The organism is Agathobaculum butyriciproducens (assembly GCA_003096535.1).
Classification (GTDB): Bacteria; Bacillota; Clostridia; order Oscillospirales; family Butyricicoccaceae; genus Agathobaculum; species Agathobaculum butyriciproducens.
Window position 1 is genome coordinate 13,526 of sequence record QEKJ01000015.1, and the last position, 25,199, is coordinate 38,724.

The 25,199-nt window shown below is 51.6% G+C and carries 25 protein-coding genes; 8 read left to right on the plus strand and 17 right to left on the minus strand.

Annotation, left to right across the window (positions count from 1 at the left end; translation table 11 throughout):
• Positions 1-173: 173 nt before the first annotated feature.
• From C7386_RS10185 to C7386_RS10195, 3 genes are all read right to left on the minus strand, one after another.
• Positions 174-1,523, minus strand: coding sequence for a relaxase/mobilization nuclease domain-containing protein (locus C7386_RS10185; protein ID WP_116705464.1), 1,350 nt, complete (start codon positions 1,521-1,523; stop codon positions 174-176).
• The gene (locus tag C7386_RS10190; RefSeq protein WP_116705465.1) at positions 1,484-1,813 is read right to left on the minus strand and encodes a plasmid mobilization protein; all 330 of its coding nucleotides are present in this window, start codon (positions 1,811-1,813) and stop codon (positions 1,484-1,486) included. Before C7386_RS10190 ends, C7386_RS10185 begins: the two co-directional genes overlap by 40 nt.
• A 253-nt stretch (positions 1,814-2,066) precedes the next feature.
• Complete coding sequence (locus C7386_RS10195; RefSeq protein WP_002569186.1) at positions 2,067-2,420, minus strand: helix-turn-helix transcriptional regulator; 354 nt, start codon at positions 2,418-2,420, stop codon at positions 2,067-2,069.
• A gap of 384 nt (positions 2,421-2,804) precedes the next feature.
• Here C7386_RS10195 and C7386_RS10200 point away from each other — a divergent pair, with 384 nt between their 5' ends.
• The 6 genes from C7386_RS10200 to C7386_RS10225 all read left to right on the plus strand — a co-directional run bounded on the left by C7386_RS10200 (position 2,805) and on the right by C7386_RS10225 (position 7,073).
• A complete protein-coding gene (locus C7386_RS10200; RefSeq protein WP_002588768.1) occupies positions 2,805-2,984 on the plus strand; it encodes a cysteine-rich KTR domain-containing protein in 180 nt (59 codons plus the stop codon).
• A 23-nt stretch (positions 2,985-3,007) separates the two neighbouring features.
• Positions 3,008-3,997 carry a 23S rRNA (adenine(2503)-C(2))-methyltransferase RlmN gene (gene rlmN / locus C7386_RS10205; RefSeq protein WP_002569187.1) on the plus strand — a complete coding sequence of 330 codons (990 nt, stop codon included), beginning with the start codon at positions 3,008-3,010 and terminating at the stop codon, positions 3,995-3,997.
• Positions 3,998-4,533: 536 nt separating this feature from the next.
• Positions 4,534-4,974: an RNA polymerase sigma factor gene (locus C7386_RS10210; RefSeq protein WP_033120017.1), complete on the plus strand. Its 441-nt coding sequence runs from the start codon at positions 4,534-4,536 to the stop codon at positions 4,972-4,974.
• A complete protein-coding gene (locus tag C7386_RS10215) occupies positions 4,955-5,212 on the plus strand; it encodes a helix-turn-helix domain-containing protein (RefSeq protein WP_033120016.1) in 258 nt (85 codons plus the stop codon). Before C7386_RS10210 ends, C7386_RS10215 begins: the two co-directional genes overlap by 20 nt.
• A gap of 427 nt (positions 5,213-5,639) precedes the next feature.
• Complete coding sequence (locus tag C7386_RS10220; protein WP_033120015.1) at positions 5,640-5,876, plus strand: helix-turn-helix domain-containing protein; 237 nt, start codon at positions 5,640-5,642, stop codon at positions 5,874-5,876.
• Positions 5,877-5,879: 3 nt separating this feature from the next.
• Positions 5,880-7,073: an Arm DNA-binding domain-containing protein gene (locus C7386_RS10225; RefSeq protein WP_116705466.1), complete on the plus strand. Its 1,194-nt coding sequence runs from the start codon at positions 5,880-5,882 to the stop codon at positions 7,071-7,073.
• A gap of 8 nt (positions 7,074-7,081) precedes the next feature.
• On the opposite strand, the gene C7386_RS10230 is transcribed toward C7386_RS10225, so the two are convergent.
• The 5 genes from C7386_RS10230 to C7386_RS10250 all read right to left on the minus strand — a co-directional run bounded on the left by C7386_RS10230 (position 7,082) and on the right by C7386_RS10250 (position 13,288).
• Positions 7,082-8,608: a recombinase family protein gene (locus C7386_RS10230; RefSeq protein ID WP_116705467.1), complete on the minus strand. Its 1,527-nt coding sequence runs from the start codon at positions 8,606-8,608 to the stop codon at positions 7,082-7,084.
• Complete coding sequence (locus tag C7386_RS10235; RefSeq protein ID WP_116705468.1) at positions 8,593-10,251, minus strand: recombinase family protein; 1,659 nt, start codon at positions 10,249-10,251, stop codon at positions 8,593-8,595. Before C7386_RS10235 ends, C7386_RS10230 begins: the two co-directional genes overlap by 16 nt.
• A gap of 2 nt (positions 10,252-10,253) precedes the next feature.
• Positions 10,254-11,888, minus strand: a complete 1,635-nt coding sequence (locus tag C7386_RS10240; protein WP_116705469.1) for a recombinase family protein — start codon at positions 11,886-11,888, stop codon at positions 10,254-10,256.
• Positions 11,889-12,010: 122 nt separating this feature from the next.
• Complete coding sequence (locus tag C7386_RS10245) at positions 12,011-12,235, minus strand: DUF6870 family protein (protein WP_437124096.1); 225 nt, start codon at positions 12,233-12,235, stop codon at positions 12,011-12,013.
• A 579-nt stretch (positions 12,236-12,814) separates the two neighbouring features.
• Positions 12,815-13,288 (minus strand): sigma-70 family RNA polymerase sigma factor, encoded by a 474-nt coding sequence (locus C7386_RS10250; protein ID WP_021633226.1) that lies wholly within the window; start codon positions 13,286-13,288, stop codon positions 12,815-12,817.
• A gap of 453 nt (positions 13,289-13,741) precedes the next feature.
• Between C7386_RS10250 and C7386_RS10255 the strand changes: the two genes are divergently transcribed.
• Positions 13,742-14,059: a helix-turn-helix domain-containing protein gene (locus C7386_RS10255; RefSeq protein ID WP_021633225.1), complete on the plus strand. Its 318-nt coding sequence runs from the start codon at positions 13,742-13,744 to the stop codon at positions 14,057-14,059.
• 210 nt (positions 14,060-14,269) lie between these two features.
• Here C7386_RS10255 and C7386_RS10260 read toward each other — a convergent pair whose 3' ends face one another.
• From C7386_RS10260 to C7386_RS10280, 5 genes are read right to left on the minus strand one after another with little or no spacing between them, the layout of a single operon-like run.
• Complete coding sequence (locus C7386_RS10260; protein ID WP_116705471.1) at positions 14,270-16,012, minus strand: ABC transporter ATP-binding protein; 1,743 nt, start codon at positions 16,010-16,012, stop codon at positions 14,270-14,272.
• The gene (locus C7386_RS10265; RefSeq protein ID WP_116705472.1) at positions 16,005-17,765 is read right to left on the minus strand and encodes an ABC transporter ATP-binding protein; all 1,761 of its coding nucleotides are present in this window, start codon (positions 17,763-17,765) and stop codon (positions 16,005-16,007) included. Before C7386_RS10265 ends, C7386_RS10260 begins: the two co-directional genes overlap by 8 nt.
• The gene (locus tag C7386_RS10270; RefSeq protein WP_116705473.1) at positions 17,762-19,228 is read right to left on the minus strand and encodes an ABC transporter ATP-binding protein; all 1,467 of its coding nucleotides are present in this window, start codon (positions 19,226-19,228) and stop codon (positions 17,762-17,764) included. Before C7386_RS10270 ends, C7386_RS10265 begins: the two co-directional genes overlap by 4 nt.
• Complete coding sequence (locus C7386_RS10275) at positions 19,225-19,926, minus strand: energy-coupling factor transporter transmembrane component T family protein (RefSeq protein ID WP_116705474.1); 702 nt, start codon at positions 19,924-19,926, stop codon at positions 19,225-19,227. Before C7386_RS10275 ends, C7386_RS10270 begins: the two co-directional genes overlap by 4 nt.
• Positions 19,923-20,525 carry an MptD family putative ECF transporter S component gene (locus C7386_RS10280; protein ID WP_116705475.1) on the minus strand — a complete coding sequence of 201 codons (603 nt, stop codon included), beginning with the start codon at positions 20,523-20,525 and terminating at the stop codon, positions 19,923-19,925. The genes C7386_RS10275 and C7386_RS10280 overlap by 4 nt, the downstream gene beginning before the upstream one ends.
• On the opposite strand from C7386_RS10280, the gene C7386_RS10285 reads away from it, so the two are divergent.
• The gene (locus C7386_RS10285) at positions 20,515-21,678 is read left to right on the plus strand and encodes a helix-turn-helix transcriptional regulator (protein WP_437124097.1); all 1,164 of its coding nucleotides are present in this window, start codon (positions 20,515-20,517) and stop codon (positions 21,676-21,678) included. The genes C7386_RS10280 and C7386_RS10285 overlap by 11 nt on opposite strands.
• Positions 21,679-22,017: 339 nt before the next feature.
• Here C7386_RS10285 and C7386_RS10290 read toward each other — a convergent pair whose 3' ends face one another.
• Genes C7386_RS10290 through C7386_RS10305 form a run of 4 tightly spaced genes read right to left on the minus strand, consistent with a single transcriptional unit; the run spans position 22,018 to position 25,144 of the window.
• A complete protein-coding gene (locus tag C7386_RS10290) occupies positions 22,018-23,442 on the minus strand; it encodes a relaxase/mobilization nuclease domain-containing protein (protein WP_116705477.1) in 1,425 nt (474 codons plus the stop codon).
• 55 nt (positions 23,443-23,497) lie between these two features.
• Positions 23,498-23,707 carry a hypothetical protein gene (locus C7386_RS10295; RefSeq protein ID WP_116705478.1) on the minus strand — a complete coding sequence of 70 codons (210 nt, stop codon included), beginning with the start codon at positions 23,705-23,707 and terminating at the stop codon, positions 23,498-23,500.
• A gap of 1 nt (position 23,708) precedes the next feature.
• Positions 23,709-24,554, minus strand: a complete 846-nt coding sequence (locus C7386_RS10300) for a nucleotidyl transferase AbiEii/AbiGii toxin family protein (RefSeq protein WP_116705479.1) — start codon at positions 24,552-24,554, stop codon at positions 23,709-23,711.
• Positions 24,551-25,144 (minus strand): type IV toxin-antitoxin system AbiEi family antitoxin domain-containing protein, encoded by a 594-nt coding sequence (locus C7386_RS10305; protein WP_116705480.1) that lies wholly within the window; start codon positions 25,142-25,144, stop codon positions 24,551-24,553. The genes C7386_RS10300 and C7386_RS10305 overlap by 4 nt, the downstream gene beginning before the upstream one ends.
• Positions 25,145-25,199 lie beyond the last annotated feature (55 nt).

A 25,199-nucleotide genomic window follows, 5' to 3' on the forward strand; every position in this document is an offset into this window, starting at 1 on the left:
AGCCTTGATTTACAGGGCTTGCAGCGCGTGAAAATCACTTAGGCGATACAGAACACCTTTTCCCTCAAAAACAGCGTTCTACTGCGTAACATACCAAAATCAGCACCCACAAAAAGACAGGGCGCGGGAGGTCATTACTGGCTTTCCGCGTCCTGTTCTTTTTTTGCGTCTGTTTATCCGCGCTCTGCTTCCTTGCCCCGTTCCGGCTGCTTTCCTGTCTGCAAAATGCTATCTATGTTCTGTTTGATAACGTCATATTCCCGGACTTTCTTCTTCAGTTTGCCATAATCGGCGTAAAGGACTTCTTTCTGCGCTTGGAGTGCTTCATATTCTTTTTGCAGCGCGGCGGGATTGGGGAGCTTTGTAATGCCCGCCGCTTTGAGTGCCTTTGCCGCAGCTTCATGGAGGATAATATCGCGCTCATGTCCGGCGCGGTATCGCTCTTTGCTCTTTGCCTTGCGGTATGCGTCATAGACAGGCTTTGTCTTTTGGTAGGTGGCGACGTGCTTCATCAGCACCGCCATATCCGCAAGCCGCTTTTCAACGCTCTTTAATGCGTCGGCGGTCTGTTCGCTTTCCGCTGTTACTTCCTCAATCCGGCTGACTAAATCCGCGTACTGTTCAATTTTATTTTCCGTCAAGAAATTCATGGTCTTAGCCGCCTGTTTCAGATTGTGGATTTTCGCCCAGTGTTCATAGCCTTTGCTCTGCGCCGCCTTGATACTGTTTTCAATGTCAATCAGCAGGCTAACGCTGCCGCGATCTGCGCGGGGAGCTTTCGCAGCGCGGGCGCGTTTGCCCTCTATGCGTTCCCTTATGGCTTCCTCTGTATAGTCTGCGCCGAGGGTTTTAAGACGGGTAAAGCGTTCCTGTCCGGGAGCGCGGCAGGACACATATTTTCCCGGCTTTATCTCATAGCCCGCAGCTTGCAGCCGTTGTAACAATTCCTCAAAACTGGACACTTGGGGAATGAGTGCGTCAACGGCGATTTTCAGCTTGCCTTTCCAACTGGTTCCCGTTTTTTCTGCTTGATACTCTGCATAGCTCTTTCCCTTGTTTCCCTTTTTCGGGATAACGACGGATAAGCCGTTTTCCCGGCATAGCCTGTCGCTCATGTTCCGTATGCCGTAATAGCTGCGCTTATTGGAATTGTATTTGTGGTGGTCCACAAAATTGACCGCGCAGAAAATAATGTGATTATGGACGTGCCCTTTGTCAATATGCGTCGTCAATACATACTCATGCTGCCCTTTTGTTACCGCGTCGGCAAGCTGCTTTCCGATTTTATGGGCGGTTTCGTAATCCACTTCCCCCGGCTCAAAGGACTGTATCAGATGAAAGGCTAAATTGTTCCCCTTTTGGAGAGCTTGCGACAAGGTATATTCAAACTCAATGTCTGCCGTTTCATAACTGCACCCAAAGGAGGACACAAGCATTTTTCCGTCCGTCTTATCGGGATTTTGGATATAGTCAAGGGCTTTGTTCAACGTGCTTTTAATAGACTTAATCTTTGTAACCGCCATATCTCATTAAGCACCCCCTTAATTTCCTCTATGTCCTCTTGATAAACGCTGCCCGTACTGTTCACGCGCTTTGCAATCTGGTTGACGTTGACACCGATTTTCTGTATCTCCGCTGTCATAGCTTTTATGTCGGTGTGGTCTACTTGGATAATGTACCCGTCGATTGCCATTTTCCGCAAATAGGCTTCCATGTTCCGGGTAGGGACGAGCTTCATTTTTTCAAGAATTAAATCCCGTTCCGCTTCTGTTACTCTAAACTTGATTTGTACCGTTCTTTTTCGTCCGTCCATGCTTTCGCTCCTTTCCATTCCGAGGGTTTGGGACACTTCCCAACAAGCCATTTTCAACCGACGCGCCGCAGCGCAGGAGGGCGAAAATACGGAAGTGGGTACCCGCTTCCTATGCTTGCTATGAAAGTTTTTCCTTATTCCCTACTACAACGGAAAGCCCCGTTTTGCCAAACTTACGCAAAAGAAAAACGCTGCAACCTCAAAAAAGATTACAACGCTTTCTAAATCCTGTTCAGTTTTAAGTCGGACATTCCTATTCGCCCTCTTTTTCGACTTCGGAAATCTCCTTTGCCGTTGCGGTTACAATCCGTATGCCTGTATCGCTCATACCGTCAAGAAGCGCGTCAAGCTGCCGCCGCTGCGTGTTCTTCTCCGGCGGCGTTTCTAAAAGGAATTGGTCTACGGATATATGGTAACGCTGTATCAGCTCAAAGAATATCTGTAAACTTGGGTGCTGCCCCTTGTTCTCAATGTTCGCAAGGTAGCGCGGCGAGATAAACATTTCGTCGCCTACTTTCTTGCGGCTCTCCTTGCATCCCTCACGCGCTGCCTTTATCGCTGCCCCAAAAGCCTTAAAGTCGTATCGTGGTACTGGTCTTTTTGCCATAGTTATTCACCCTATTACATTTTACTGTTCCCCTTTCTTCTTGGATATGTCTACGTAGTTCTATCAGTTAGCCAAAATAATTCATATATATATATGTTGACAACAAGCTGCTTTTGTATATAATATTATATAAAAGGGGGGGAATGTTTATGTTACATAGCATGCGTATTCGATAAGCATTGAAATCAAAAAAGATTTTTCCCATTTTCAATATGGGCTTTTTTGTCATGCTTATTTTGCGTATGCTATACAACAAAACTAACGACGTATAGACATAGTATAAAAACTATGCCTTAATTTTGTTGTAGTATTATATGTATAAATGCAGGTCAATGCTCATGTTGAGAATTGACCTGCATTTTTTTGCGCAAAAGGAGAAATATTATGCTTGAAAAATATTGGATAAAATGTCCAATTTGTAACGGAAAGACGAGGGTTCAAGTATTTTATAATACGGTATTAAGAAATTTTCCTCTTTTCTGCCCTAAATGTAAATTAACGCATATCGTTGATGTTGAAAAACTAGAAATCATAATCAAAAACTCTGAAAAACAAACTTTTTAATTTTGAAAAGGAAGGATATTTAAATGAAACACTTACCTAAAAGTACACCTACGGAAATATTGAATGACCCATACGGATTTACTTACAAAGAAATGTCGGAAGTAATTGGAGAGGATAAAGCAAGAGCCTTATATACGGAATTGTATAAACAGCCATTTCACAAAGAAAATCTATCAATATCAACAAAAAAAGTCTATAAAAGTAGCGATACTGAAAAGTATGTTTATGAATTGAAAGATAACAGGTATATTGAAACGGTTTTTATTAAACGGCGAGATGGTGGGACTGTTTGCGTAAGTACGCAAGTTGGTTGTTCTGTTGGCTGTATTTTTTGCGAGTCCGGACGCAATGGTTTTGTTCGTAATCTAACACCGTCTGAAATTGTGCAGCAGGTTGTATTGATACGTCAAAAAGTAAATCGTATCGTTTTTATGGGAATGGGAGAACCTTTATTCAATTACGACAACTTGATTGCAGCAATCCATATTCTTCGAGATAGAAATGGACTTAACTTTCCAACCGACGGCATTACCGTATCAACAGTTGGTCCAGTTAATCAATTAAAAAAATTGCGCGAAGAACATCTAAAAATTCAGTTGACAATATCTTTACATGCAGCAACACAGGCTGCGAGAAACTGTATCATTCCTCATATGCACATGTACGCTATTGAAGATGTTGTTAAGCAAGCATTGTCCTATTCTCAAAGGCATAATCGAAAAGTGGTATTTGCGTATTTGCTTTTACCAGGTATAAATGACCGTTCCTCAGATATAAGGCAACTTGCAAAATGGTTTAAGGGCAAAAATGTTATGATTAACGTGCTGCAATACAACCCGACGAGTAATTCAAAAATTAGAGCACCACAAAAACAAGAAATGGTTGCGTTCAAACATCAATTAGAGCAAACAGGACTTGAAGTTACCATGAGAGTTTCTCATGGTAGAGAGATTAAAGCAGCTTGTGGACAGTTAGCTAATACATATAATAAAGCCAAAAAACAACAGAAATAATTTAATTAAAAGAGCCAGACGCACAGACGCAGAGCCGATAATATGCAGTTTGAAATACTGCTGTTATCGGCTCTTTTTTGATTTTAATTTGTGCCCCTAATAACCATATTGGAGCAAAATCAGAACTGTTGCTTGTCGTTCTTTGATTTCCGCAGCAGCTTTGAAAAATCAAAGCCGCCGTTTCTTTTTATCTTCTAATGAAATGACGCGGTATCACTGTTAAAAGCGGCGGCTAAAGGAGGTAGCCGCCATGAAGCACATACCCTATCGACAAAATCCGACGGTCATTGACATATCAAAAAAAGCCCGACCACCGCCGGGAACACTTCTACCCTCATATATGAACTGTCAAATCATCTAAATACCGCTTACAATTCCTTTGCGCTTGTCTGCATCTTGCAGACAGGCGCATTTTGCATTTTCGGGAGGTTTTTTCAAAAAAGTTTCGCTTTCATTCGGCGTTTGAAAAAATCGCCTGTATTATCCCGCGAAAAGGGGAGGTACCGCCACCTTTCAACACGAAAGGAGGTGAGAACATGGAACCTAATCGCGTGGAATTTCAGAAGCAATGTATCTTTCAAAGTTTCTGTAAACGGGTGCTGCACAACGAAGCCTGCAACGCCCACGAGGAAATCCGGCGTCGCAGAGCAAAGGAAGTGTCGTTTTCCGACCTTGCCTTGCATGAGGAACGACAGCTTTATACGCTTGATAAGTATTTTCAAGACGAAGAAGCCGAGCCGAGCTATCAGCAGGCAGGAAAGAAAATCACGCCGAAGCTGCTGCTTGAAGCAATCCGCACTTTGCCGGAAGAAAAAAGGAAAGCTATCATGCTGTACTATTTCGAGGGCATGACCGACGTGGAGATTGGAAAGTTATTCAATACGTCGCGCAGCACGATACAGTACAGACGGACAAGCTCTTTTGAAATCTTGAAGAAATATTTGGAGGAACACGCTGATGAATGGGACGAATGGTAAACAATCTGACTTCCCGGACGTTGCCCTTGTTCCCTATCCTGTCATTGTGGCAGCGACAAAGGGCGACCCGGACGCTATGAAAATTGTCTTGCAGCATTTTAGTGGTTACATAGCGAGCCTTTCCATGCGGAAGCTCTGCGACGAGCGCGGAAACGTCTATTTTGGCGTTGACGAGGATATTCGCCAACGGCTGCAAGCAAGACTAATGAGGGCAATCCTCACATTTAGGGTTGAATAACTGCACCGATACCGAAACGTCTTAACCCCTTTTCCGTTTCGTATCAATCCGCAGCAGCCCCGTATGTTCCTTGACAAAGAAAGCGACGCAAGATAACGGCGACGCAGTATAGGGCAAACCGGGTACGTCCTTTTTGCGCCGAGCCATACGGAGGGTGCGCCATGACGCTATTCCTCTATCGGGAAAAGCCGAGCGAGAAACACCGCGACGGGAAGCAAGTTAGCAGCTTGCGGGCGACAACACGCATTGAGGGGAGATAAGCCTTTACAGCCACAGTCCGAGCGTTCAGAGCGTCGCAGGCAATGGGTAAAGCTGCCTTAAATGAGCAGGGGTGCAATTCCCGCGAGGTTGTGCTAACAGCCGCCCGGTTAAAGCCCACTTTTTGTAACTTGACTTTTTAGCCATTTATGAAAGGGGGTATTTTCCTATGGCAAAAAAGGAAACAGCAAGCCCCGCTATCCCTGTATTCCCTATGTTAAAGACCGTTGAGCAAATGAGCAAGATTAGCGGTATCGGGGAAAATAAACTGCGCGAGCTTATGGATAGTGGCGAGCTTGAATATATACAAAATGGAAACCGTCGTTTGATAGCTGACGCTGCAATCTGGGACTGGTACCACAGGGCAAAGACGACAGCGAAGCCCCCGGCACGACAGGGAGGTTAAGCTATGGCTATATCAACAAGGCAGGTTAAGAATAAACGCGACAGCAACGGCGTACTGACCGGGCGGCCGGGTACAGTTTACGACGTGAATATAAAGTACACCGCCCCGAATGGGGAAAAGAAAACCTATTCAAAAAAGGGCTTTCCAACAAAAAAGGAAGCAACGCAGCATGAAGCAGAGATGAAAGCAAAGCTCCATAATCCGGGACAGATTGCGTCTATCGCTTCACAGCGGAAACAGACCGTTGCAAGCTATCTGAATGAATGGGTAGAAAGCTATGCAAGAGTGAACTTGCGCCCCTCTACTTACGACGGGTACAAAAGAACGATTGCAAACTACATCACGCCATATATCGGCGGCGTTGCCCTTAATCAGCTTACCCCCGCTATGGTAGACAAAATGTTTCAGCAGATTATTGGCAAAGGCTTGAAACCGTCCACCGCAGCCGGGGCAAAGCGTGTTTTGAGCGTGGCGTTGAGCCATGCCCGGAAATACCGCTATATCGAAACAAACGCAGCAAAGGACACGCTTACGAAGTTTGGAAAGAGCGACAAGACCCCCGACCCGTACACGCCGGAACAGGTAAAAGCCCTTATGCAGCGCGTCGAGGGTACCGTTTGGGAAATGCCCGTTATCTTAGGCGGGCTTTACGGTATGCGCCGTTCTGAAATCCTGGGCTTGCGTTGGCGCAATGTGGATTTGGAAAACAACACCTTTGACGTTTCCGAGCAGCTACCCTTTAAGGTACCGCCAAAAACAAAAGTCATTGAGGAAATGGCACCGCCGAAATCCAACGGGCGAAAGCTGCCTATCACAGAGCTTGCCCGCCCGTTCTTTCTCAAACAGTTTGCTATGCAGGAAGCGCAGCGCGAACAGGCAGAAAAGGACGGAAAGCCTTACTATGACAATGACCTTGTTGTAGCGAAGCCGGACGGTTCCCCTATCTCCGCGTCGTGGGTATCTTCCCAGTTTGGAAAGCTGCTTGAAGATTTGGATATGCCGCATATCCGCTTTCACGATTTGCGCCACCCGTATGTCAAGCACATGACAAAAATTTTTAGCTTGCGCTTGATGGATTCTCAAGCGCAGGCTTATCCTGATGCTCGGCGAAAAACTCGCGGAGCTTGTCAGCTTCATCGGGGAGGACAAAACCGAAGCTCTGTCCGCCCACTCTGCAATAGAAAGCGATTTTCATGACTGCCACCTCAATCAAAAATGTCCTGGATTTTGTATGCGATCTCAATGCGCTTGTCGGGGTACACCAGCACCCTGTCGATCAGCAGCTCGGCCAGCTCGGTGGTCAGCGTGTCCGCATCGAAAATCGCCTTGGACGCTTCCTTGCGGCTGTCCTGCCGCGCCTGTTCGTCCTGCTTTTGCTTCGCCTGTGCCAATACTGCGGCATAGGCATTTTTCGTTTTCAAAAGCAGCTCGTCACACGCGGCCTTTTCCGCCTTGTAGGTGTTCAGGTCAATCTCACCCATGAGATAGCGTTCATACAAGGCGCGCTTACCGTCTTGCAACGCCTCGATCTGCTGCTCATATTCGGCGCGTTCCGGTACGGAGGTATCCACCCGGAGCGAACCGTCCGGGGCAAGCGGTGTGGCGGCTTCCATCTGCTTTTTCAGCGTCAGGAATACCGCTTGTTCCAGCTCTGCGGCGTTCAGACGCATCTTGTGGCAGCGGCTTTCTACGTCCGCCTCGGAATGGCGGCAGTGATAATATGAGGTTTTCTGCATGGTGCGGGACAGCGCATGACCGCAGCAGCCACAGAAGGCTTTGCCTTTCAGCGGGTAGTCCCGCTTCTTCTTGTTGGGCTGGGAAAAGCGGAGCTGACTGGCCTGCGCGGTATCAAACACGGCTTTCTCAACGATGGCCGGGTGGTGGTCGGGGATGATGTACCACGATTCTCTGTCCTTCAGGCGGCTTCTGGTGCCGCCTACTTCGAGAACCGCCCGCTTGCCGATTACATATACGCCGGTGTAGCGTTCGTCAGCCAAAATGCGGAGAATGGTAGATGTACTCCAAATCCCGTGGCAGCGGGAAATATCATGGGTGTGATTGCCGTGCGCCGCCTTGTATTCTCCGGGTGTCGGAATACCGCGCCGGAAAAGCTCCCGCGTGATGGCAGCGGCGTTCATGCCACCTGCGGAGAGGCTGAAAATGAGCTGCACAACGGTAGCGGCCTCCGGGTCAGGCTCCATTCTGCCATCGGCACTTTTGCGGTAGCCGTAGGGACAAATCTTGCTCTGATACTCACCGCGCTGCATCTTGGCGTACTTGGCACTCTTGGTTTTGATGGACATATCGCGGCTGTAATACTCGCTGATGAGATACTTGAACGCCACGTCCATGCCGCCGGTGTCGCCCTTGAATTTGCTGCTGTCAAAATCGTCGCTGATGGAAATGAAGCGGGTATGGAACAGCGGGAACACACGCTCGATGAAGTAGCCGGTTTCAATGCTGTTGCGCCCAAAGCGGGAAAAGTCCTTGACGATGATGCAGTCGATCTGATTGGCCCGCACCAGCTCAATGAGCCTCTGTACCTGCGGACGCTCGAAGTTCGTACCGCTGTACCCGTTGTCGATGAACTCCGTGATCTCCGCGTTCATGGTTTCGGGCATGGATGCCGCATATTCATGGAGAACAAGGCTCTGATTTTCAATGCTCAGGCTGTCGTACTTGTAGTCCTCGATGGAGAGGCGGATGTAGAGGGCGATCACATATTTCTGCATTGTTCCAGCACCTCCGCATAGGTTTCAAACTCGCTCTGGAAGCGATAGCGCACCGTGATCTGCTTGTCGTGGGATACCTCGATGCGGTCAATCAGACGGTCAATGAGTACGCCGGTCAGCGTCCGGTCGGTCTTAATTTGTGCGGCATCCTGCTCCAGCGCCCGGTGCTGCTCAATCTGCGTATCCATCGTTCGCAGGCCGTCCTCCAACTGCTCCATTTCCACGGCGAGGTCGGCAATGCGGCTTTCGTACTTCTCCTTGTAGTCGAAGTATTCATCCTTGGTGAGAACACCTTGGACGAGGTTTTCATATAAGCTCCGCACGATACCGCGAAGCCGCTGGATTTCCTGCTTGCGGCTGGTGATCTTCTCCCGCAGCTCAGCGCGGTCAGCGGCCTGCTGGGGCAGCTCCGCAAGGGAGAGGGTGTATTGCCCCAGCGCCGTATCAAGCGCGTCCTGAAGCATATCTGCCAGCATATCCAGCAGCATATCCTCGCGGATGGTCACGCCGGGGCAGGCATCCTTGCGGATTCGGCTCCTGCTCAGACAATGGTAGAAGTACACATCGTCAGACTTCTTGCGGATGTTTCTCTGCCGATGCAGGCTGCCGCCGCAATGGGCGCAGAACACCTTGCCTTTGAGAAGATTCGGCGTGAAGGCTTTGACCTCCCGCGCCTTGGCGCGGCTGGCGGTCTGATTGAGAATTTCCTGCACCGCCGCGAACTGTTCCCGGCTGATGATGGCCTCGTGGGTGTCCCGTACCGCCGTCCATTCCTCGGCATCGGACTTGACCTGCCGGTGATCCACGGTTTTGGTCTGTCCTTGAACGAGATCTCCGGTGTAGACCTCGGAGCGGAGAATAACGCCGACCGTTCGGGTCTGCCACTTGCCGCTGCCAAGCAAATTTTCATGGGTGATCTTGCCCTGCATCTTCTTGTAGTGGCTGGGGGTGAGGATGCCAGCCTCGTTCAGCCGCACGGCGATGGTATTGAGGCCAGCGCCCTCAGAAGCCCAACGGAACATCCGCTGCACCACGACGGCGGCAACGGGGTCGATGATAAGCTGGTGGCAATCGTCCTTGGCTTTCAGGTAGCCGTAGGGAGTACGCGCGCCGATGAACTTGCCGTCCTTCATGGCCTGCCGCTGCTGCGCCCTGATCTTGCGCCCAATGTCCAAAGCGTAGGCTTCGTTTATCATGTTCCGCAGTGGGATGATGATACCGGAATGGGCATCTTCCGGGTTGGCGGTGTCGAAGTTTTCATTGACCGCAATGAAGCGGACGCTGCGGATACGGAAATACTGCTCAATGTAGTAGCCGGTGTCGATGGTGTTCCGCCCCAAACGCGAGAGGTCTTTCACAATGACGCAGTTGACGTGACCGGCCTCAATATCTGATAGCATCTGCTGAAAGCCTGGACGGTGGAAGTTTGTCCCGGTCGCACCGTTGTCGATGTAGGTATCGTACACGCTGATCTCCGGGTACTGCTCCAGATAGCGGGCAATAATCATCTGCTGGGTTTCAATGGATACGCTGTGCGTGTGGGTATCCTCCACCGAAAGGCGGACGTAGATCGCGGCGCGGCAAGCGGCGTCGGCCTCTTGCACGGCTACCGCAGCCGTTTCTTTCCTGCTTTTTCTCGCCATGCTCAGCCCACCTTTCTCTGTTCGTAATCTTTCTGCTGCGCTGCCAGCGCCAGAAGCCGCAACGCCTTTTTGTATTCGTCCTCATGGGTAAAGGTAATATCCAGCTCCTTTTTGCCACGGACGCGGATGCTCTGTACCATGTGAATGAGCGCCCTGCGGTCTAAGGTTTCCAGCGTGGAGAACTGCGTAAACTGTGAAATCCAGCGGTTGCGCTCACTCCGGTTTTCCAAAATCTCCGTGAGTTTTTCCTTGAGAACGCGGACACTCTCGCGAATGTCCTCGGCCTGCTTGGTGTACTTTGCCTTATAGGAAGCGTATTCTTCCTTGGTAAGCATACCTCCCACAAGGCTCTCATAAAGCCGTGCCTTGAACTCCAGCACCTGCTCCAACCGGCGCTCGTTGTCGGTAATGTAGTCGCTGTATTCCTTGGCAAGCGCCTGATTGATGCTGGACTGGTCAATGCCGGTCAGCAGCGCCTCCAGCGAAGCAATATTGCCGATATAGGCTTTCAGGCTGTCCCGCACACAGTCGATCAGGCTGCTTTCTTTCAGCATGACCGGATGGGCGCAGCCCTTTTTCTTGCCGGTGGGACAATAATAGTAGTGGTACTCCTTGCCGTTTGCACGGTTGGTCTTGCGGGTCATGCGGCTTCCGCAGCACCCGCAGATCAGAATACCGGAGAACAGGTACACCGTGTCCTCGTTGGGAGAAGTCCGGGTATCCAGCCCCTTGATGCGCTGCACCAGCTCAAAATCCTGACGGGCGATCAATGCTTCGTGGGCATCCGGGACACGCACCCACTCGGAGGCAGGGCGCTGCTCCATCTGCTTGATCTTATAGTGTGGCGTACCCTGTTTGCCCTGCACCAGTGTTCCGGTATAGGTTTCGTCCTGCAAGATGCGGATGATGGTGGTTGCCGACCACTTGCAGTCGGCCTTGTCCGCATAGCCCTTTTTCGCATAGGGCAGGCCGTTGTTCTTCTTGTATGCCAGCGGAGAGAGAATGCCAAGCCGGTTCAGCTCCGATGCGATCTTGGAGGCGCTTGCGCCCTCCAGCCGCATACGGAAGATGTCGCAGACAACGCGGGAGGCGTAGGGGTCAGGGACGAGCAAATTCTTGTTGTCCTCGGCTTTCATGTAGCCGTACACCGGGAACGCGCCGACGAAATCACCGTTGCGCCGCTTCACGTCCAGAGAGGAACGGGTCTTGATGGAAATGTCCCGGCAGTAGGCTTCGTTCATAATGTTCTTGACCGATACGGTCAGATCATCGCCGCTGTCGTGGGCGGTGTCGATGCTGTCGGTGATAGCGATGAAACGCACCCCGTAGGCCGGGAATACCCGGCGCAGATACCGGCCGGTTTCAATGTACTCACGTCCCAGCCGGGAGAGGTCTTTTACAATGACGCAGTTGATGTTGCCGTCGGTGACATCCTGCATCATTTCCTTGAATGCGGGACGGTCAAAGATGATGCCGCTGTATCCATCGTCGATCTTTTCGGAAACAACCTCAATATCCGGGTTGCGCTCTACAAAGTTTTCAATGAGCTTGCGCTGATTGGAAACGCTGTCGCTTTCGCTGGAATGATCGTCGGTATAGGACAGGCGGATGTAAGCGGTAGCTTTGTATTTAGGCATGAAAAAGCACTCCTTTCTCCCGGACTGCTCCCGCATGAAAAGAGTGGTTATCTGGCTATTAGGTTTTCATCCTTTTCCACACCGATCATAGCACTCCCTGCGGAAAAAAGCGAGGATGTCGCTCAGCGCAAAATGCCTTGCAGACATTCCTCTAACGTAACACCGTTCCCGGCAAAGCAGGCGTTTACCACGAAATCGCCGCAGCGGAAGCGGTAGGGGTTTTTGATCTGGCGGATAAAGGCGGCAATGCGTTCTTCCTTGGGAAGATTTTTGTCAACAGATACTTCCCGGATGTCCACCAGCTCATCCGTGGGGACGTGGGATTCGTTCGGTGTCGGCTGCATCATGGCAATCTCCTTTCTCAGTTTGGTGGGTTTTCTCAAGGTCACATGAATGCACTGACAGGGAACCGTCAGTGCATGGTATCTGACTTTGAGAGGCGGCTGCGCGGGCAGAATTGAAGCCACATAACATAATGGCGAATACCGGCGCAGCCGCTCTGCTTGTCCATTTGAGAAGAACTATCTTATTTGCCACGCGCCCCGGATAGTGGGCATGATGCAGGCCGCCCTTGGCAGGGCTGTCATAACTCCACGATACCGCTGCCTCAAAGGGCTGGCGCATACCGCAGGGTTCCCCCTCAAGTCTGTGGGAGGGCGTGAGCAAGTTTCATTATCCACCGCGCTGTCATCGCGCCCGATTTGCCGAATCGGGTCTAAGGCTGCGTAGATCGCTCGGATGGCTTGTCCGGAAGTATTCCGAACAAGCCACCGTCTTGGCGGCGCGCCTTATGCCGCTATCACGCGGGTTTTGTGCCTGCATCATGGTCTATTCAGTTTTCAACGTTCAACGAAAGGCTTCGTGGAGAATGTCCCTTCACCTATCGCCGATTTTGGGCCACTTTTGCAAGGTGTTTTGGAAAAACCTCAGAAATATTTTTTGATTTTTCTGATTGCTGCTGTAATGTTGAGAGAAATAGCCTGATGCGACACGCCTTCGACTTTTCCAATCTCGTCAATCGTCATTCCATCCACGAAATACATCCACATCCTGCGGAACTGAGTGTCCGTCAGGTGCTTCCTGATTTGCGTAACCTTTTGGGTGCTACGGCGGATTTCCGCCACCCGGTCATGCGCCTGCTCCATGCAGACATCCGCAGCGGGAATAGATGCTGCTTCCTCGGAAAGCTCATCCAGTGCAAGGGTATGATTAGCGTAGACATGATCCTCTTTCTCGGAAGCATGATAGTCTGCATCCGACAGGGACTTCCATTTCAGAAATTCTTCCTCGCTGGCAAAGTCCTCGCGGGTCAGGCGGATGATGGCTTCGTTGGCATCCATGTAAACGATAGCGTTGGGGTCTTTCTTGTTCAGCGCATAGCTGCTCTTTCTGTTAAACATAATATGTCCTCCGTTTCGGTGTTGGGTGGGTGGTGAACTAGACCAACACCGGCGGAGAACGACAGCCGACAGGAAAACGTAAAAAGGCGCTCGAACAGGCATGATGACCTGAACGAGCGCCTTGCGTGCGAGTGAAAACATGAGTAACGAATACTGTACCGGGAGGGGCTAAATCACAGATGAACCAAACCGCATAAAAAGAGAGCTGCAACTCGCTTTCGTGAGTGCAGCTCGTCTGGGGGATAGCCGCGTGCTTTTTGAAGTGGACGGCTAATCGGTGCTTATGCTTTTTTACATGACCGCGAGCGGCCTTAGCAGTATCTCCTGTTCATCCGTGACATCATAAAATTACCTCCAACTCGCTGAATGTGATTTGCGGCTCATTCAATGTGAGCTTCATGTGTATTTAAGTGAATTGAGGCTCACTCTACAATGTAGTAGAGGTGATTTACAATGAACTTTCTTGACCTGTTCGCCCAAAAGCTTCGCGAAAAGCGGGAGCAGAAAAAGATCACGCAGCGCGAATTAGCGGAACGGCTTAATATGTGTACCCGAACTGTCATTGAGATTGAAAAGTGCAAGAGCAATCCGAAATTTGAAACGGTTGCGCTGATCTCAGAAGAAATGGACATCAGTCTGGATGGAATCGTGTTCCACGATAGAGCGCCGCAGACCGTTGCCAAGTGCGTTCTTGATTACTTTGCAGGAAAGGGTGAAGAAGAGTCGCAACGGTACATAGACCTGTGCATGAGCGCAGATAAGCTGAAGTGATGCACCGTGATTTCAGTTGGAGCTACGAACGGGAGATAGAAACCGGCAAGCAATGCAAAGCGGTACCCACTTTGCGAAAACAGGCGGATTCCGTTCACACGGAATCCGCCTGTTTCATGCTTGTTGGGGCGCTGCCCCAATCCCCGCAGAACACAAAATTGTGTTCTGAAACGACGGATAAATCCATCGGCTACGCGATTTTGTAAATCGCTATATATGAGACAGTTTCCATCCCACCGCCTGCTCACGCCCGCTGATAAAGCGGCGGTAGATGCCGTCCTGTTTCATCAGTTCATCGTGTGTGCCGCGCTGAACGATTCTTCCCTTGTCCACCACAAGGATCTGATCTGCGTGGCGGACGGTTTTCAAGCGATGGGCGATCATGATGACGGTTTTCTCCTGCGTCAGTTTTTGAATAGCCTCCATCAGCTCCTGCTCGTTCTCCGGGTCCACATTGGCTGTGGCTTCGTCCAGAATAACAATCGGGGCGTCCTTCATCATAGCGCGGGCGATGGAGAGCCGCTGGCGTTCGCCCCCGGAAAGGGAGCCGCCTGCTTCGCCGATCACCGTATCATACCCTTGCGGCAGTTTCATAATGAAGTCATGGCAGCGGGCTTTTTTCGCCGCTGCGATGACCTGCTCTATCGGCGCATCCGGCTGGCCGAAGCAGATGTTGTTGGCGATCGTGTCGTGGAATAGATACACATTCTGAAACACGAAGCTGAAATTCCGCATCAAGCTGTCCATGTCGTACTCGCGCACATCGTGGCCGCCCAGCGTGACCTGTCCGGCATCCACATCCCAGAAGCGGGAGAGCAAATGGCAGAGCGTGGTCTTGCCGCCGCCGGAAGGCCCGACGATGGCCGTTGTTGTCCGCTCCGGAATGTCCAGCGTGACTCCGTGGATGATCTGCTTTTCGCCATAGGAAAACGTAATGTGATCTGCATGAAGATCATGGTGCTCCGGCGTAAGTTCCGCGCCGGAAATATCCATGGCGGGCAGATCCAGAATGTCCGCTGCCTGATCCACGCAGGTATCCACCACCCGCAAAAGGCTGGACTGTGTGCCGGCTTGTTCCAGCCCTTCCGTGAGCAGGAAGGAGCAGATGCAGAGCATGACGCAGTTTAATAGTTCCATTCTGCCGCCGGTATAGAGAATAAGCGACAGCACCACGACACCCATATCAATGAGCTTGGCAACGACATTCTGTGTCAGCATCAGCGGCAGAAGCTTCAGCTCCATGTCTGTGTTGGCATTCACATTTTCCTCGATGGTGTCTTCCAGCCTGCGGTTGTACCGGCCGATCAGGGAGTAAGACTTCACTTCGGCAATTCCCTTGATAAACTCCAGCACCTGCTCCACCACTGCCGTGTCTCCGGCAAATTTGCGGCGGGTCGTTTGCTCGGATCTGATCTGCAATGCGTGATTCACGGCGTAGTAGACGGCAAGACCGGCAATAATGAACAGTCCGACACGCCAGTCGAACAGGAACACCGCCAGCGTCATCACTGCCGTGGAGAAGATGCCTTCCGTGACGAGCATGACCACGCGGGTGGACACGCCGGAGAGGTTATCCATGGTGTTGGTGGTGACGGAGGTGATAGCGCCGAGACTGTTCTCGTTGAAATAGCCCATGGGCAGATAGCGCAGATGCTCGGCAATCTGTACGCGCTTGTTTGCTGTGGTGGAATAGCCGCCGTCCGTCTGCAAGGCGGTGGCGCGGTATTTGAGGATCGATGAGCCGATGACGGATATCAGCATGACAGCCAACGAAAGCAAAATCGTTTTTGCGGTCACGCCTTCCACCAAAATTGCTTGCAGCATTACGCCGATGGCCGGAATTTTCAGCGCTGAAAACAGCGCCGCCAATACGCCAAGAACGATGGAGCGGTAAAACTCGCTGCGCTCCCGTTCATCACAGAAGCGGAAGAACTTTCTCAAAATCTCAAGCACGGTCCGCACCTCCTTCTGCGCTGTCACGGGATGCAATATGCGCGTTCCAAAGAGTTTCATATAACGGACAGGCTTGCAGCAATTCTGCCTGTGTCCCTGTAGCCTCAATGCAGCCGTCATTCACCACGACGATCTGGTCGGCATCCACGATGGTGGAAAGCCGGTGGGCAATGACAATCAGCGTCTTGCCTCGCACGAGTCGTGCCACGCTCTCCTGAATGATGGCTTCGTTCTCCGGGTCGGTGTAGGCGGTCGCTTCGTCCAGAATGACGATAGGTGCGTTTTTTAGCATGGCGCGGGCAATGGAGATTCGCTGCTTTTCGCCGCCGGAGAGGTGTCCGCCGCCGCTGCCGACCTGCGTGTTAAATCCGTTTTCCAAACTCATGATGAAATCATAGCAGCCGCAATCGCGTGCCGCCTGTTCCACCTCGGCGTCCGTCGCATCGGGTCTGCCCATGCGGATATTTTCTCGCACGGTGTTGTCAAACAGGAAGTTATCCTGCGACACATAAGCAACGAGCTTGTTGTAATGCTCTGCGGAAATGCTGCGGATGTCCGCGCCGCCCACGGTGATGCTGCCGCTGCCCACATCCCAGAAGGAGGCGATGAGCTTGGCAATGGTGGATTTGCCGCTGCCGGAGGGACCGACCAGCGCGTTGACCGTTCCTTCGGGGAAGACCAGGTCAATGCCGTGCAGCACCTCGGCGTCATTGTAGCCAAAGTGAACGTCACGCAGCTCCACGGTGCTGCCCTGCGGCGATTCTGTGTCCGTTTCGGGGCGAGACAGCTCCGGGGCGGTTAGAATGTCCGTCACCTGAGAGATGATCGTGCCAACCTTGGCCAGATCATCGGTGAACTTCATGCAGCCGATGATGGGCGTGATAAGCCCCATGGAGAGAATCACAATGAGAACGAATTTCTCCGGCGTCAGCGTCCCGTTTTTCAGCAGCAGCCCGCCGATGGGCAGCACGCTCAGGAGTGTCGCGGGCATGATGTTCATGGCAAAGGTGAAGTAGAAGTTGCTCTTGTTCATCCAATCGATGTAGCTTTGGGCACACTCTTTTGCAGCAATGACGAACTTTTCATAGCTGTTTTTTGCTTTTCCGAACGCCTTGATGACCTCGATGCCGCCGATGTATTCCACCGCTGTATCGTTCAGGGTGTTGGTGGCCGCAACGGTTCGGGCGTAATTCTTCTCGTATCCGGCCATCATCAGCATAAAGAACACCATACCGAGCGGAAAAGTAATGAGTGAAGCAAGCGCCATACGCCAGTCGATGACAAAGAGATAAATCAAGGTTGCCAAGGCGACTGCGGCATTGCTGCTCATCTCCGGAATGGCGTGCGCCAGCGTCGGTTCGATGCTGTCCACCCGCTCGACGAGGATGTTTTTCAGTTCGCCGGAGCCTTTGGCCTGCACATCCCCCAGCGGCATTTTGGCCAGCTTCGCAAGCCCCTGCTTTCGGATATTTCCCAGCACGGCGAAAGTTGCCTTGTGGGACTGCGCCGTAGACAGCGAGTGGAACAGTACACGCAAAAGCCAGAACGCCGCCATCAACGCACAATCGATCAAATAGCCTGCAAGGTCTTTGTTTCCGGCCAGCAGCTTGCCGATGACCTGCGCCATCACAAAGAACGGCAGAATCTGAAACGCAGCACCGATGACAGCCAAGATCACACTAGCAATATAGCCGGACTTCTTCTGTCCGGCGAAGCTGAAAATCCAGCCGAATGTGCTTTTTTTCTCTTTCACTTCGTTCGCCTCACATCGAAAATTTCCTTTATCATTGGAATCGATTCTTCCGTCACAGGTAGATTATCCTGTATCCGGCCATCGTCCAAATGCAGCACTCTTTTGCAGGTACGACAAACGAACTCATAATCGTGGGTCACGATAAAAATAATCTTCCCAAGTTTGGAGAGTCTCTGAATCAGTGCCGCCAGCCGCACCATGCTGTCGAAATCCAAGCCGCTGGTTGGCTCATCAAATACCAGCAGATCCTTCCCGCAGACCATTGACGTCGCCGCCGCGAGCCGCTGCTTCTGCCCACCTGAAAGCGTATTCGGATGGCGCGCCCGAAATGGAGCAAGTCCTAATTCTTTCAATGTGGTTTCCGCAAGCGTTGCGTCTGGATGCTTAATGCCAAAAGTACACTCTGCTTCCACGCTTTCAGCAAAGAGTTGATAGTTCACATCCTGCATGACCATATAGGAACTCTTCATGCGCTCCTTCGGCTTCTGCGGATTTCCATTCCACAGATATGAGCCGGACGTTTCCTTGTGCAGACCGCAGAGCGCACGGGAAAAGGTGGTTTTCCCCGCGCCGTTGTGTCCGACAATGGCAATGATATCTCCGGGCGCAGCCTGTAAGGAGAGATTGCGCAGCACGGGCTGCTTTTTATAAGCCAGCGACACATTTTGAAGTTCCAACACCGGCGGCTGTTTTGGCACGGCTGCACATATTGGCTTTTCGTCTTGCAGGTCGAGCGCCCGTAGCCCCATACTCTGCCGCTTTTCAGTAGACAGCAAACGGAACTGTTCCGGTGTCCAATCCCCGGCAATATGTCCGTTATCAAGATAAACGATGCGGTCAGCTACATCCATCAGATAGTAGAGCCGATGTTCCGCAACAACAATCGTTTTTCCCTGTGACTTGATAAGACGCAGATGCGCCCGCAGATCATGAATCGCTGCCATGTCCAGATTGGAGGACGGTTCGTCCAACAGATAGATCTGCGGATTCATCGCATAGACGGAAGCAAAGGCAATTTTCTGCTTCTCCCCGCCGGAGAGAGCAAAGATATTGCGGCCCAACAGGTTTTCGATACGGAGTGCCTTGGCTGTTTCCACCACACGTTGTCCCATCTGTTCCTGCGGCACAGCCTCGTTTTCCATGCCGAATGCGATTTCACTGTCGGTGTCCACATTGAAGAACTGTGTCCGAGGGTTCTGAAATACGCTGCCGACCTTTTCCGCGATGCGGTACATAGGAAGATCAAACAGATTCTCACCGTCCAACAGTACCTTGCCCGTCAACTCTCCTGCGAAAAACTGCGGGATCAGGCCGTTGATGAGCCGCGTTAATGTGGTTTTCCCGCAGCCGCTCCGTCCGCAGAGCAGCACGCACTGCTCATCCGGGATGGTGAGGTTTATATTTTTGAGTCCGCCATCTGCGCTGTCAGGGTAGGAAAACGACACATTCTGCATTTCGATCATATGCCCACCGCCTTCCACACGATCTCAGCGGCAAGAAACGCCGCAAAAAACACCATTGTCAGAAAGTCCGCTGACCTCATTTGAATTTTTACAAGGCAGGTTCTCGGCTTCGGATTTTCGATGCCTCGGGTCACAGAGGCGATGGACAGCTCGTCCGCCGTCTTGCTGGCCGCTGTTAGCAGCGGCACATAGATACAGTTTATTGTCATAGCCGGGGCCTTCAGAAAGCCCCAAGGTGTCGGCGATGCATCCCGAAGGCGCATGGCGTCCTTGATATAATGCCAGTCCTCCCGGATGGTCGGTAGATACCGCAGCATGACAGCGATGGGAATGGTCAGCTTTTTCGGAATGTGCAGGTGCGCCATCGCGGAGAGAAATTCCCCCACCTTGGTGGTGGAGATCACAAGTCCCGCCAGCATCCCGCAGGCATAGACCTTATGTACCAAACCGAGAAACGCTATGAGCATCGTCCGCCAGGTGCCTGTCAGCACACCCATGCACCAAACGGTAAATACGCAGATGAGCGCATAGGCAATCATGCCGCGCAGTGCATACTGCCATTTTCCGCTGAATGCCGCCAGCAGACCGATGAGCGTCACCAGTGCAAACTGAAAATACAGATTCGGCGCAAACATGGCGCTCAGGACGCAGAGCAGGATAAGAAACAGTTTTGTGCGTGGGTCAAGATGCAGCTTCATTTGGTGATACCGGCTTTTTCAAATTGCTTTTTCATCATTTTGCAGCCGATAAAAGCGCTGACTGCGGCGGCCAGAATCGTTCCTGCCAGCATGATAACGAGAATCCACGTTGTGCCGGTATTGCGCATGGTGTCGATATACGACTGCTCCGTGCCGTTGCCGAGCATGGTTTTTGCCCAGCCATCCGGGTCAGCGAAGAACACAAGATAGGAGGCCGTGCCGCCGAGGGAAAGGAGAATGTAGGAAAGCGAGTTGATCTTCTTGCTCCTATACCGACCCGCTCCTGCAACGAGGTCGGCAACGATGCCCATGATCAGATAACCCAGCGCCATGGCCCAGTGCATCCCGGTCACGAACCAGATGATGCACATAATTGCACCCAGAATCGTCGCTGCCCAGCGCTTCTGAACCTTGGCCAGCATGAGGAGATAGACAGGGCCGCACAGCAATGCGCTGCCCACCGGCATATAAAAGGTCAGGACAGGGTTGGGGGCGAAGAATATGCCGCCGACCAGAGCGAACACGAGAAAGAGTGCGGAAAAGATACCAATGGTGACAAGATCCTTTACCGTAAGACCTTTTTTCTGAATGGTTTGCATGATTAAAAACTCCTTTGCAATGATAGTCTGCTTGACGGATGCGCCGCCGTTTGCTATACTTCGGTTAGAGCACGCTAACCGAAGTATAGGCTATCATACCACAGCAATTCTTTCAATCACCGGCAGGCGCTTCTGGCTAATCGTTGCAAAGAATTGCCTGTTCGTTGCAAGGAGCAATATGAAAAACGATATTTTGTCAGAATACTACCGACCGCTTCTGGAACGGAATAACTTTCTCCCGATTCCATGTCCGGAGAAATTCAGTCCTGCGGGACAATGCTGGAAAATTGAACCAGAAGTAGGCGGAGGTTATTACTGGGTCTACGGAAAGCAAGACCTGTATGACATCAAAATTCATGATTTCTTTTTCCACGAGGACTTTGAGCTGGATATGGAGATCCCGGAGTGCATCAGCATTTTGCGCTATGATTCTATTTCCGGCGAAGAACTGAGTCCATACCGAAGACTTTCGGCAGGCGACATTCAGACCATTGTAGGCGGGAACTATCGCTACCGTGCGCTGATTCATAAACGTATCCCTGTTCATTCCGTGGGAATTGAAATTCTTCCGGCCTATTATGAGGACTTTCTGAAAAAGCAGTATCCGGACGATTATTTTAATCTGCCCGCTGCGTTTCAGAGCGTAGATCAGGCAACAGACTTTCCGGCCATGTCCAAACTTCTCTTTGAAGTGGAGAATTATCGCGGCAGCGGGATGGCGGCATCGCTGTTTTTTGACGCCAAGGTGACGGAAGCCATTTCTCTGGTGGTGGATGCGTGGAAAAAACAGAGTCAGAAACGAGAAAGACCCCTATCGGCGGAGGACGCAGAAGGCTTACAGAATGTGACCAGCTATATTGCGGATCACTATGCGTTTGACATTCCGTTAGAACGGCTTGCAAATATCGCCTGCATGAGCGAAAGCAAGCTGAAAAGCTGCTTCAAGCGGCAGTTCGGATGCAGCGTCACGCAGTATATTCAAGGGCGAAGAATGAGTCAGGCAGAGCATCTGCTCATTGATACAGATTTCACCATGGGGCAGATTGCACAGATGATCGGCTATACCACCTCCAGCCGGTTTGCGGAGCTGTTCAAGAAAAGTACGGGCATTTTGCCCATCGAATATCGAAGGATTGCAAGAAGTAATCATTGACGAAAAAGCGTGTTAACATGAAAAAGGCTCGTATCAGCGATTTGGTTGATACGAGCCTTTATTATGCGAGTGTTTACAGCTTCTAGCCTTCAACTTGACAGTGAATCTCGGTAAAGCGCTTATCAAGGCCGTCCTGCGTGGTAAGCTCCTCGCGGGGGGTAGCATGAAGGGCTGCGGAACAGGACGGCATTTACCGCCGCTTCATCGCGGAGCCTCCGCAGACTGCTGCGTGGAAAATGTAACACGGACTTCACACTGTACATGACACTGTATAAGTTGTGGCAGTAGTGGATAGGAATTATATCCAGCAGAACAGCGCTGAAAAAGAGAGGGATCAGCTCAGCGCTGCTCCGCCTCTTGTTCCCGTCGTTCATTCGATTCCTCCTGCTCCTTGTCCAGCTCCAGAATACGGTCGATATTGGCCTTGGCCGTCAACAGCTCTTTCATTTTCTCGCGGGCTTTTCGGTAGTCGGCATAGGCGGCTTTCTTTTCCGCCAGCAGCTCGGCGTACTCGGTATTCAGCGCCTTAATGGTGGGCAGCTTCTTGAGGCCAAGCCCATCAAAATAGTTCTTTGCGGCCTTGTGGATCGTGACCTCACTTTCATGCTCCGCAAGAAATTTCTTGGAGTACCCGGCCTTGCGATAGGCAACGTAGGTGTCGCGGGTCTTGGCATAACCCACGATATGCTCCCGCAGCACAGCGATCTCAGCCATGCGTGTTTCCGCAGCCTTGATTCTTGCGGAAAGCTCGTTAAAGTGAGCGGATGCTGCCGCCGCTTTCTCCGAGAGAATGGCGTAATCTAACAGCTCATGGTCTTGCAGATAGGCCACCGTCTGCGCCATCTGTTTCAGGTTAAATAACGTCGCCCAACGCGCATAACCGGCACCCTTGCCCGCACGTAATTTGGCCTGAATGTCCACCAGCAGATTCCCGCTGCGCTTTTCCGGTTTGACCGGCACGGCGGCGTTCTTTCTCGGCGTATGCGCCTTTTCACCTGCAATCACCGTGCGGAGATCTGCGGGAGTATAGCCGTCACCGAGGGTATCCATGCGAATGGACTTTTTCTGTTCGCCGCCCAGCAGGGATGGGACTTTTTTGTCCTTGACCTCATACCCGGCCTGCCGCAGCAGCTCCAGTAGCGCTTCAAAGCTGTCGGGCTTTTGCGCCAACGCATCGTCAATGGCCGCGCAGATTCGCTCCCGGTGGGAGGGCTTCTTTTTGTCACCCAGCCACTTGTTGTAGCTCTTGCCGTGGCGCTTCGGATTCTCCACGATGGAGTAGCCGTTCTCGATGCAGATGGTATCGTTGAGCCGCCGCACGGCGCGGCTGCTACCCCAAAAGTTTCTGAATTTCCGGGTCTGGCTGAGTGCGGTGGAGTTCCAGATCACATGATTGTGAATATGGGCTTTGTCGATATGGGTGCAGACGATATAGGCGTGATTGCCCTTGGTGAAGCGCTTGGCCAGCTCACAGCCCAAACGGTTCGCGTCCTCCGGTGTGATCTCTCCGGGGACAAAGGACTGCCGCAGATGGTAGGCAATCACATCATCCTCGCCGCGCACTCTGCCGGTCTTTTGGATGTACTGATTCTTGGTGAAAAGAAACTCGGCGTCGGCGATCCGGCTGTCGCATTGCCAGCTCGTAATCAGCCTGCCGCCGTCCGTCTTTTGCGGATTTTCGGTGTAGTCGATGATGGCGCTGATGGCCTGTCCCACCGTGCGGCCTTTGCCGGTGTGGAGAGGCATCAGGCGCGTGGTTGCCATGGGTGTTCACCTCCAAAATGGGAAAACGGCCTGCCGCAGCAGACCGTTCTGTTCTTTATTGGTTGGATTGATAGCGGATAACCGGAACCTGTTTCACCTTTCCTCCAATGGTTCGCCGCTCCAGAGCAAAGATCATATCAGGTGTGCGCTCAAAAAAGCCCTCGTCCTTTTTCCAGCTTATGCCGCATTTGCAATGCTGCAAGCCAATGAACTGCTGCTTCATTTTTCTGCCGCAGTTCGGGCAGACCTTATTACTGTTTCCCATATTATTCAGCCCGCGCTAATCTATATAGACTGCGGATGGATTCCACGACCGTATGCCACGACAGGTCGGCAGCATAGGAGAACTTCTTCTGATAAGCCCGCCACAGCTTTTCCATATTTGAGTCGGCCTCGACTTCATCAAAGGCCGCAGGCGCGTCGGCAAGATACTTCTCTGTACCGCGTTTCTTGGCCGTTGCAATGAGCGCCGCCCGGAGATCAGCAGGAACGATACTCTGTCCGTGGAGCCGGCTCAGAATGTGCAGATCATAGAAATCTCTCATGCGGGTGTTGGTGGTGGCGCGGGACACGACGGTTTCCAGCTTTTCGGCCAGAACGGTTTCCAGATTGTACGCCCAAATCTCAATGGAGCGATCCTCCAGCATCAGCTTGAAGCTGTACCGCACTTCGCGGGGCGTGATAGCGTCACCGGTGGAAATGTCGGTTTTGAGCGGCGTTATTACGCCGTCAAACTCCGTTTCCATGCTGATGCGGATGCCCGGATACTCGGCTTCGTCCATGATCTCGGAAATGCGCTTCACACGGAACTCCACGCCATCGTCCACCGGAACGGAGATGATGGAGGCGATCATATTCTCTACTTCCTCGATGCCGACCGTCGCACCCTTTACGGTTGCGTCAATGTCCATTGTGGAGCGGGCGTCAAGGCCGACCATGGCAGCCACCAGCATCCCGCCCTTGAGAATGAACTTGTCCCGGTACTCCGAAAGAGAAATGCGCTCCAGAAAGCGCTCCATCATGTAATTGCGCATCAGAATCTGTGCATCTGCGGCTTTGTCCTTGGAGAGATTGCGGATCAGGTCTTTGAGCTGCCGTGCAGTCTTAATCATAAGAGTACCTCCAAATACTGCCGAAGCAGTTTTTCAACACGGAACATCTGCGCATAGCGCATCAGTTTCCGTAAGTTCTTGTCTTTTCGTTTTGCGTATTGCTTGAGTGCATCCTGAAAGGTCTGCGTCTCGATCCCGCTGCGGCTGCGGATCAGATCGCAGATGGTACGCTCCATATCATAGACAGGAACGGGATTCCCGAACGGCGTGTTCATCGTGACGATCCCCACGTCATGCAATTCTTTCTTGATGGTGTAGACCTTGATGCCATCCGCTTGCAGACTGGCGGGATTGTAGCCAGTCTTGACCGTGATGGAATACGGACTCGGCTCCCGGTCGGTCAGGTCATGGAAAAACAATGCGCTTTCATGGGAGAATACGGCCTGCGCACAGCGAAGGTGCAGCAGGTACATGGCGTCCGTCCATGCGTCGGGCGAAACATAAACGCCGTGCGCTGCCTGCTCCACGCCGCGCTGCTTAGCGTAGGCGTAAAACGTGGACTTGGCAATACCGATTTCCAAAACCTGCGCGGTTTTGACGATCCCATTGTTTTGCTGAAAAAGCAGATCAAGCCGGTCGTAGGCGGTCATGTTATCACTTCCTTCTTGCTAATATTATATCCGAGATTAGCAAGAAAGTAAACAG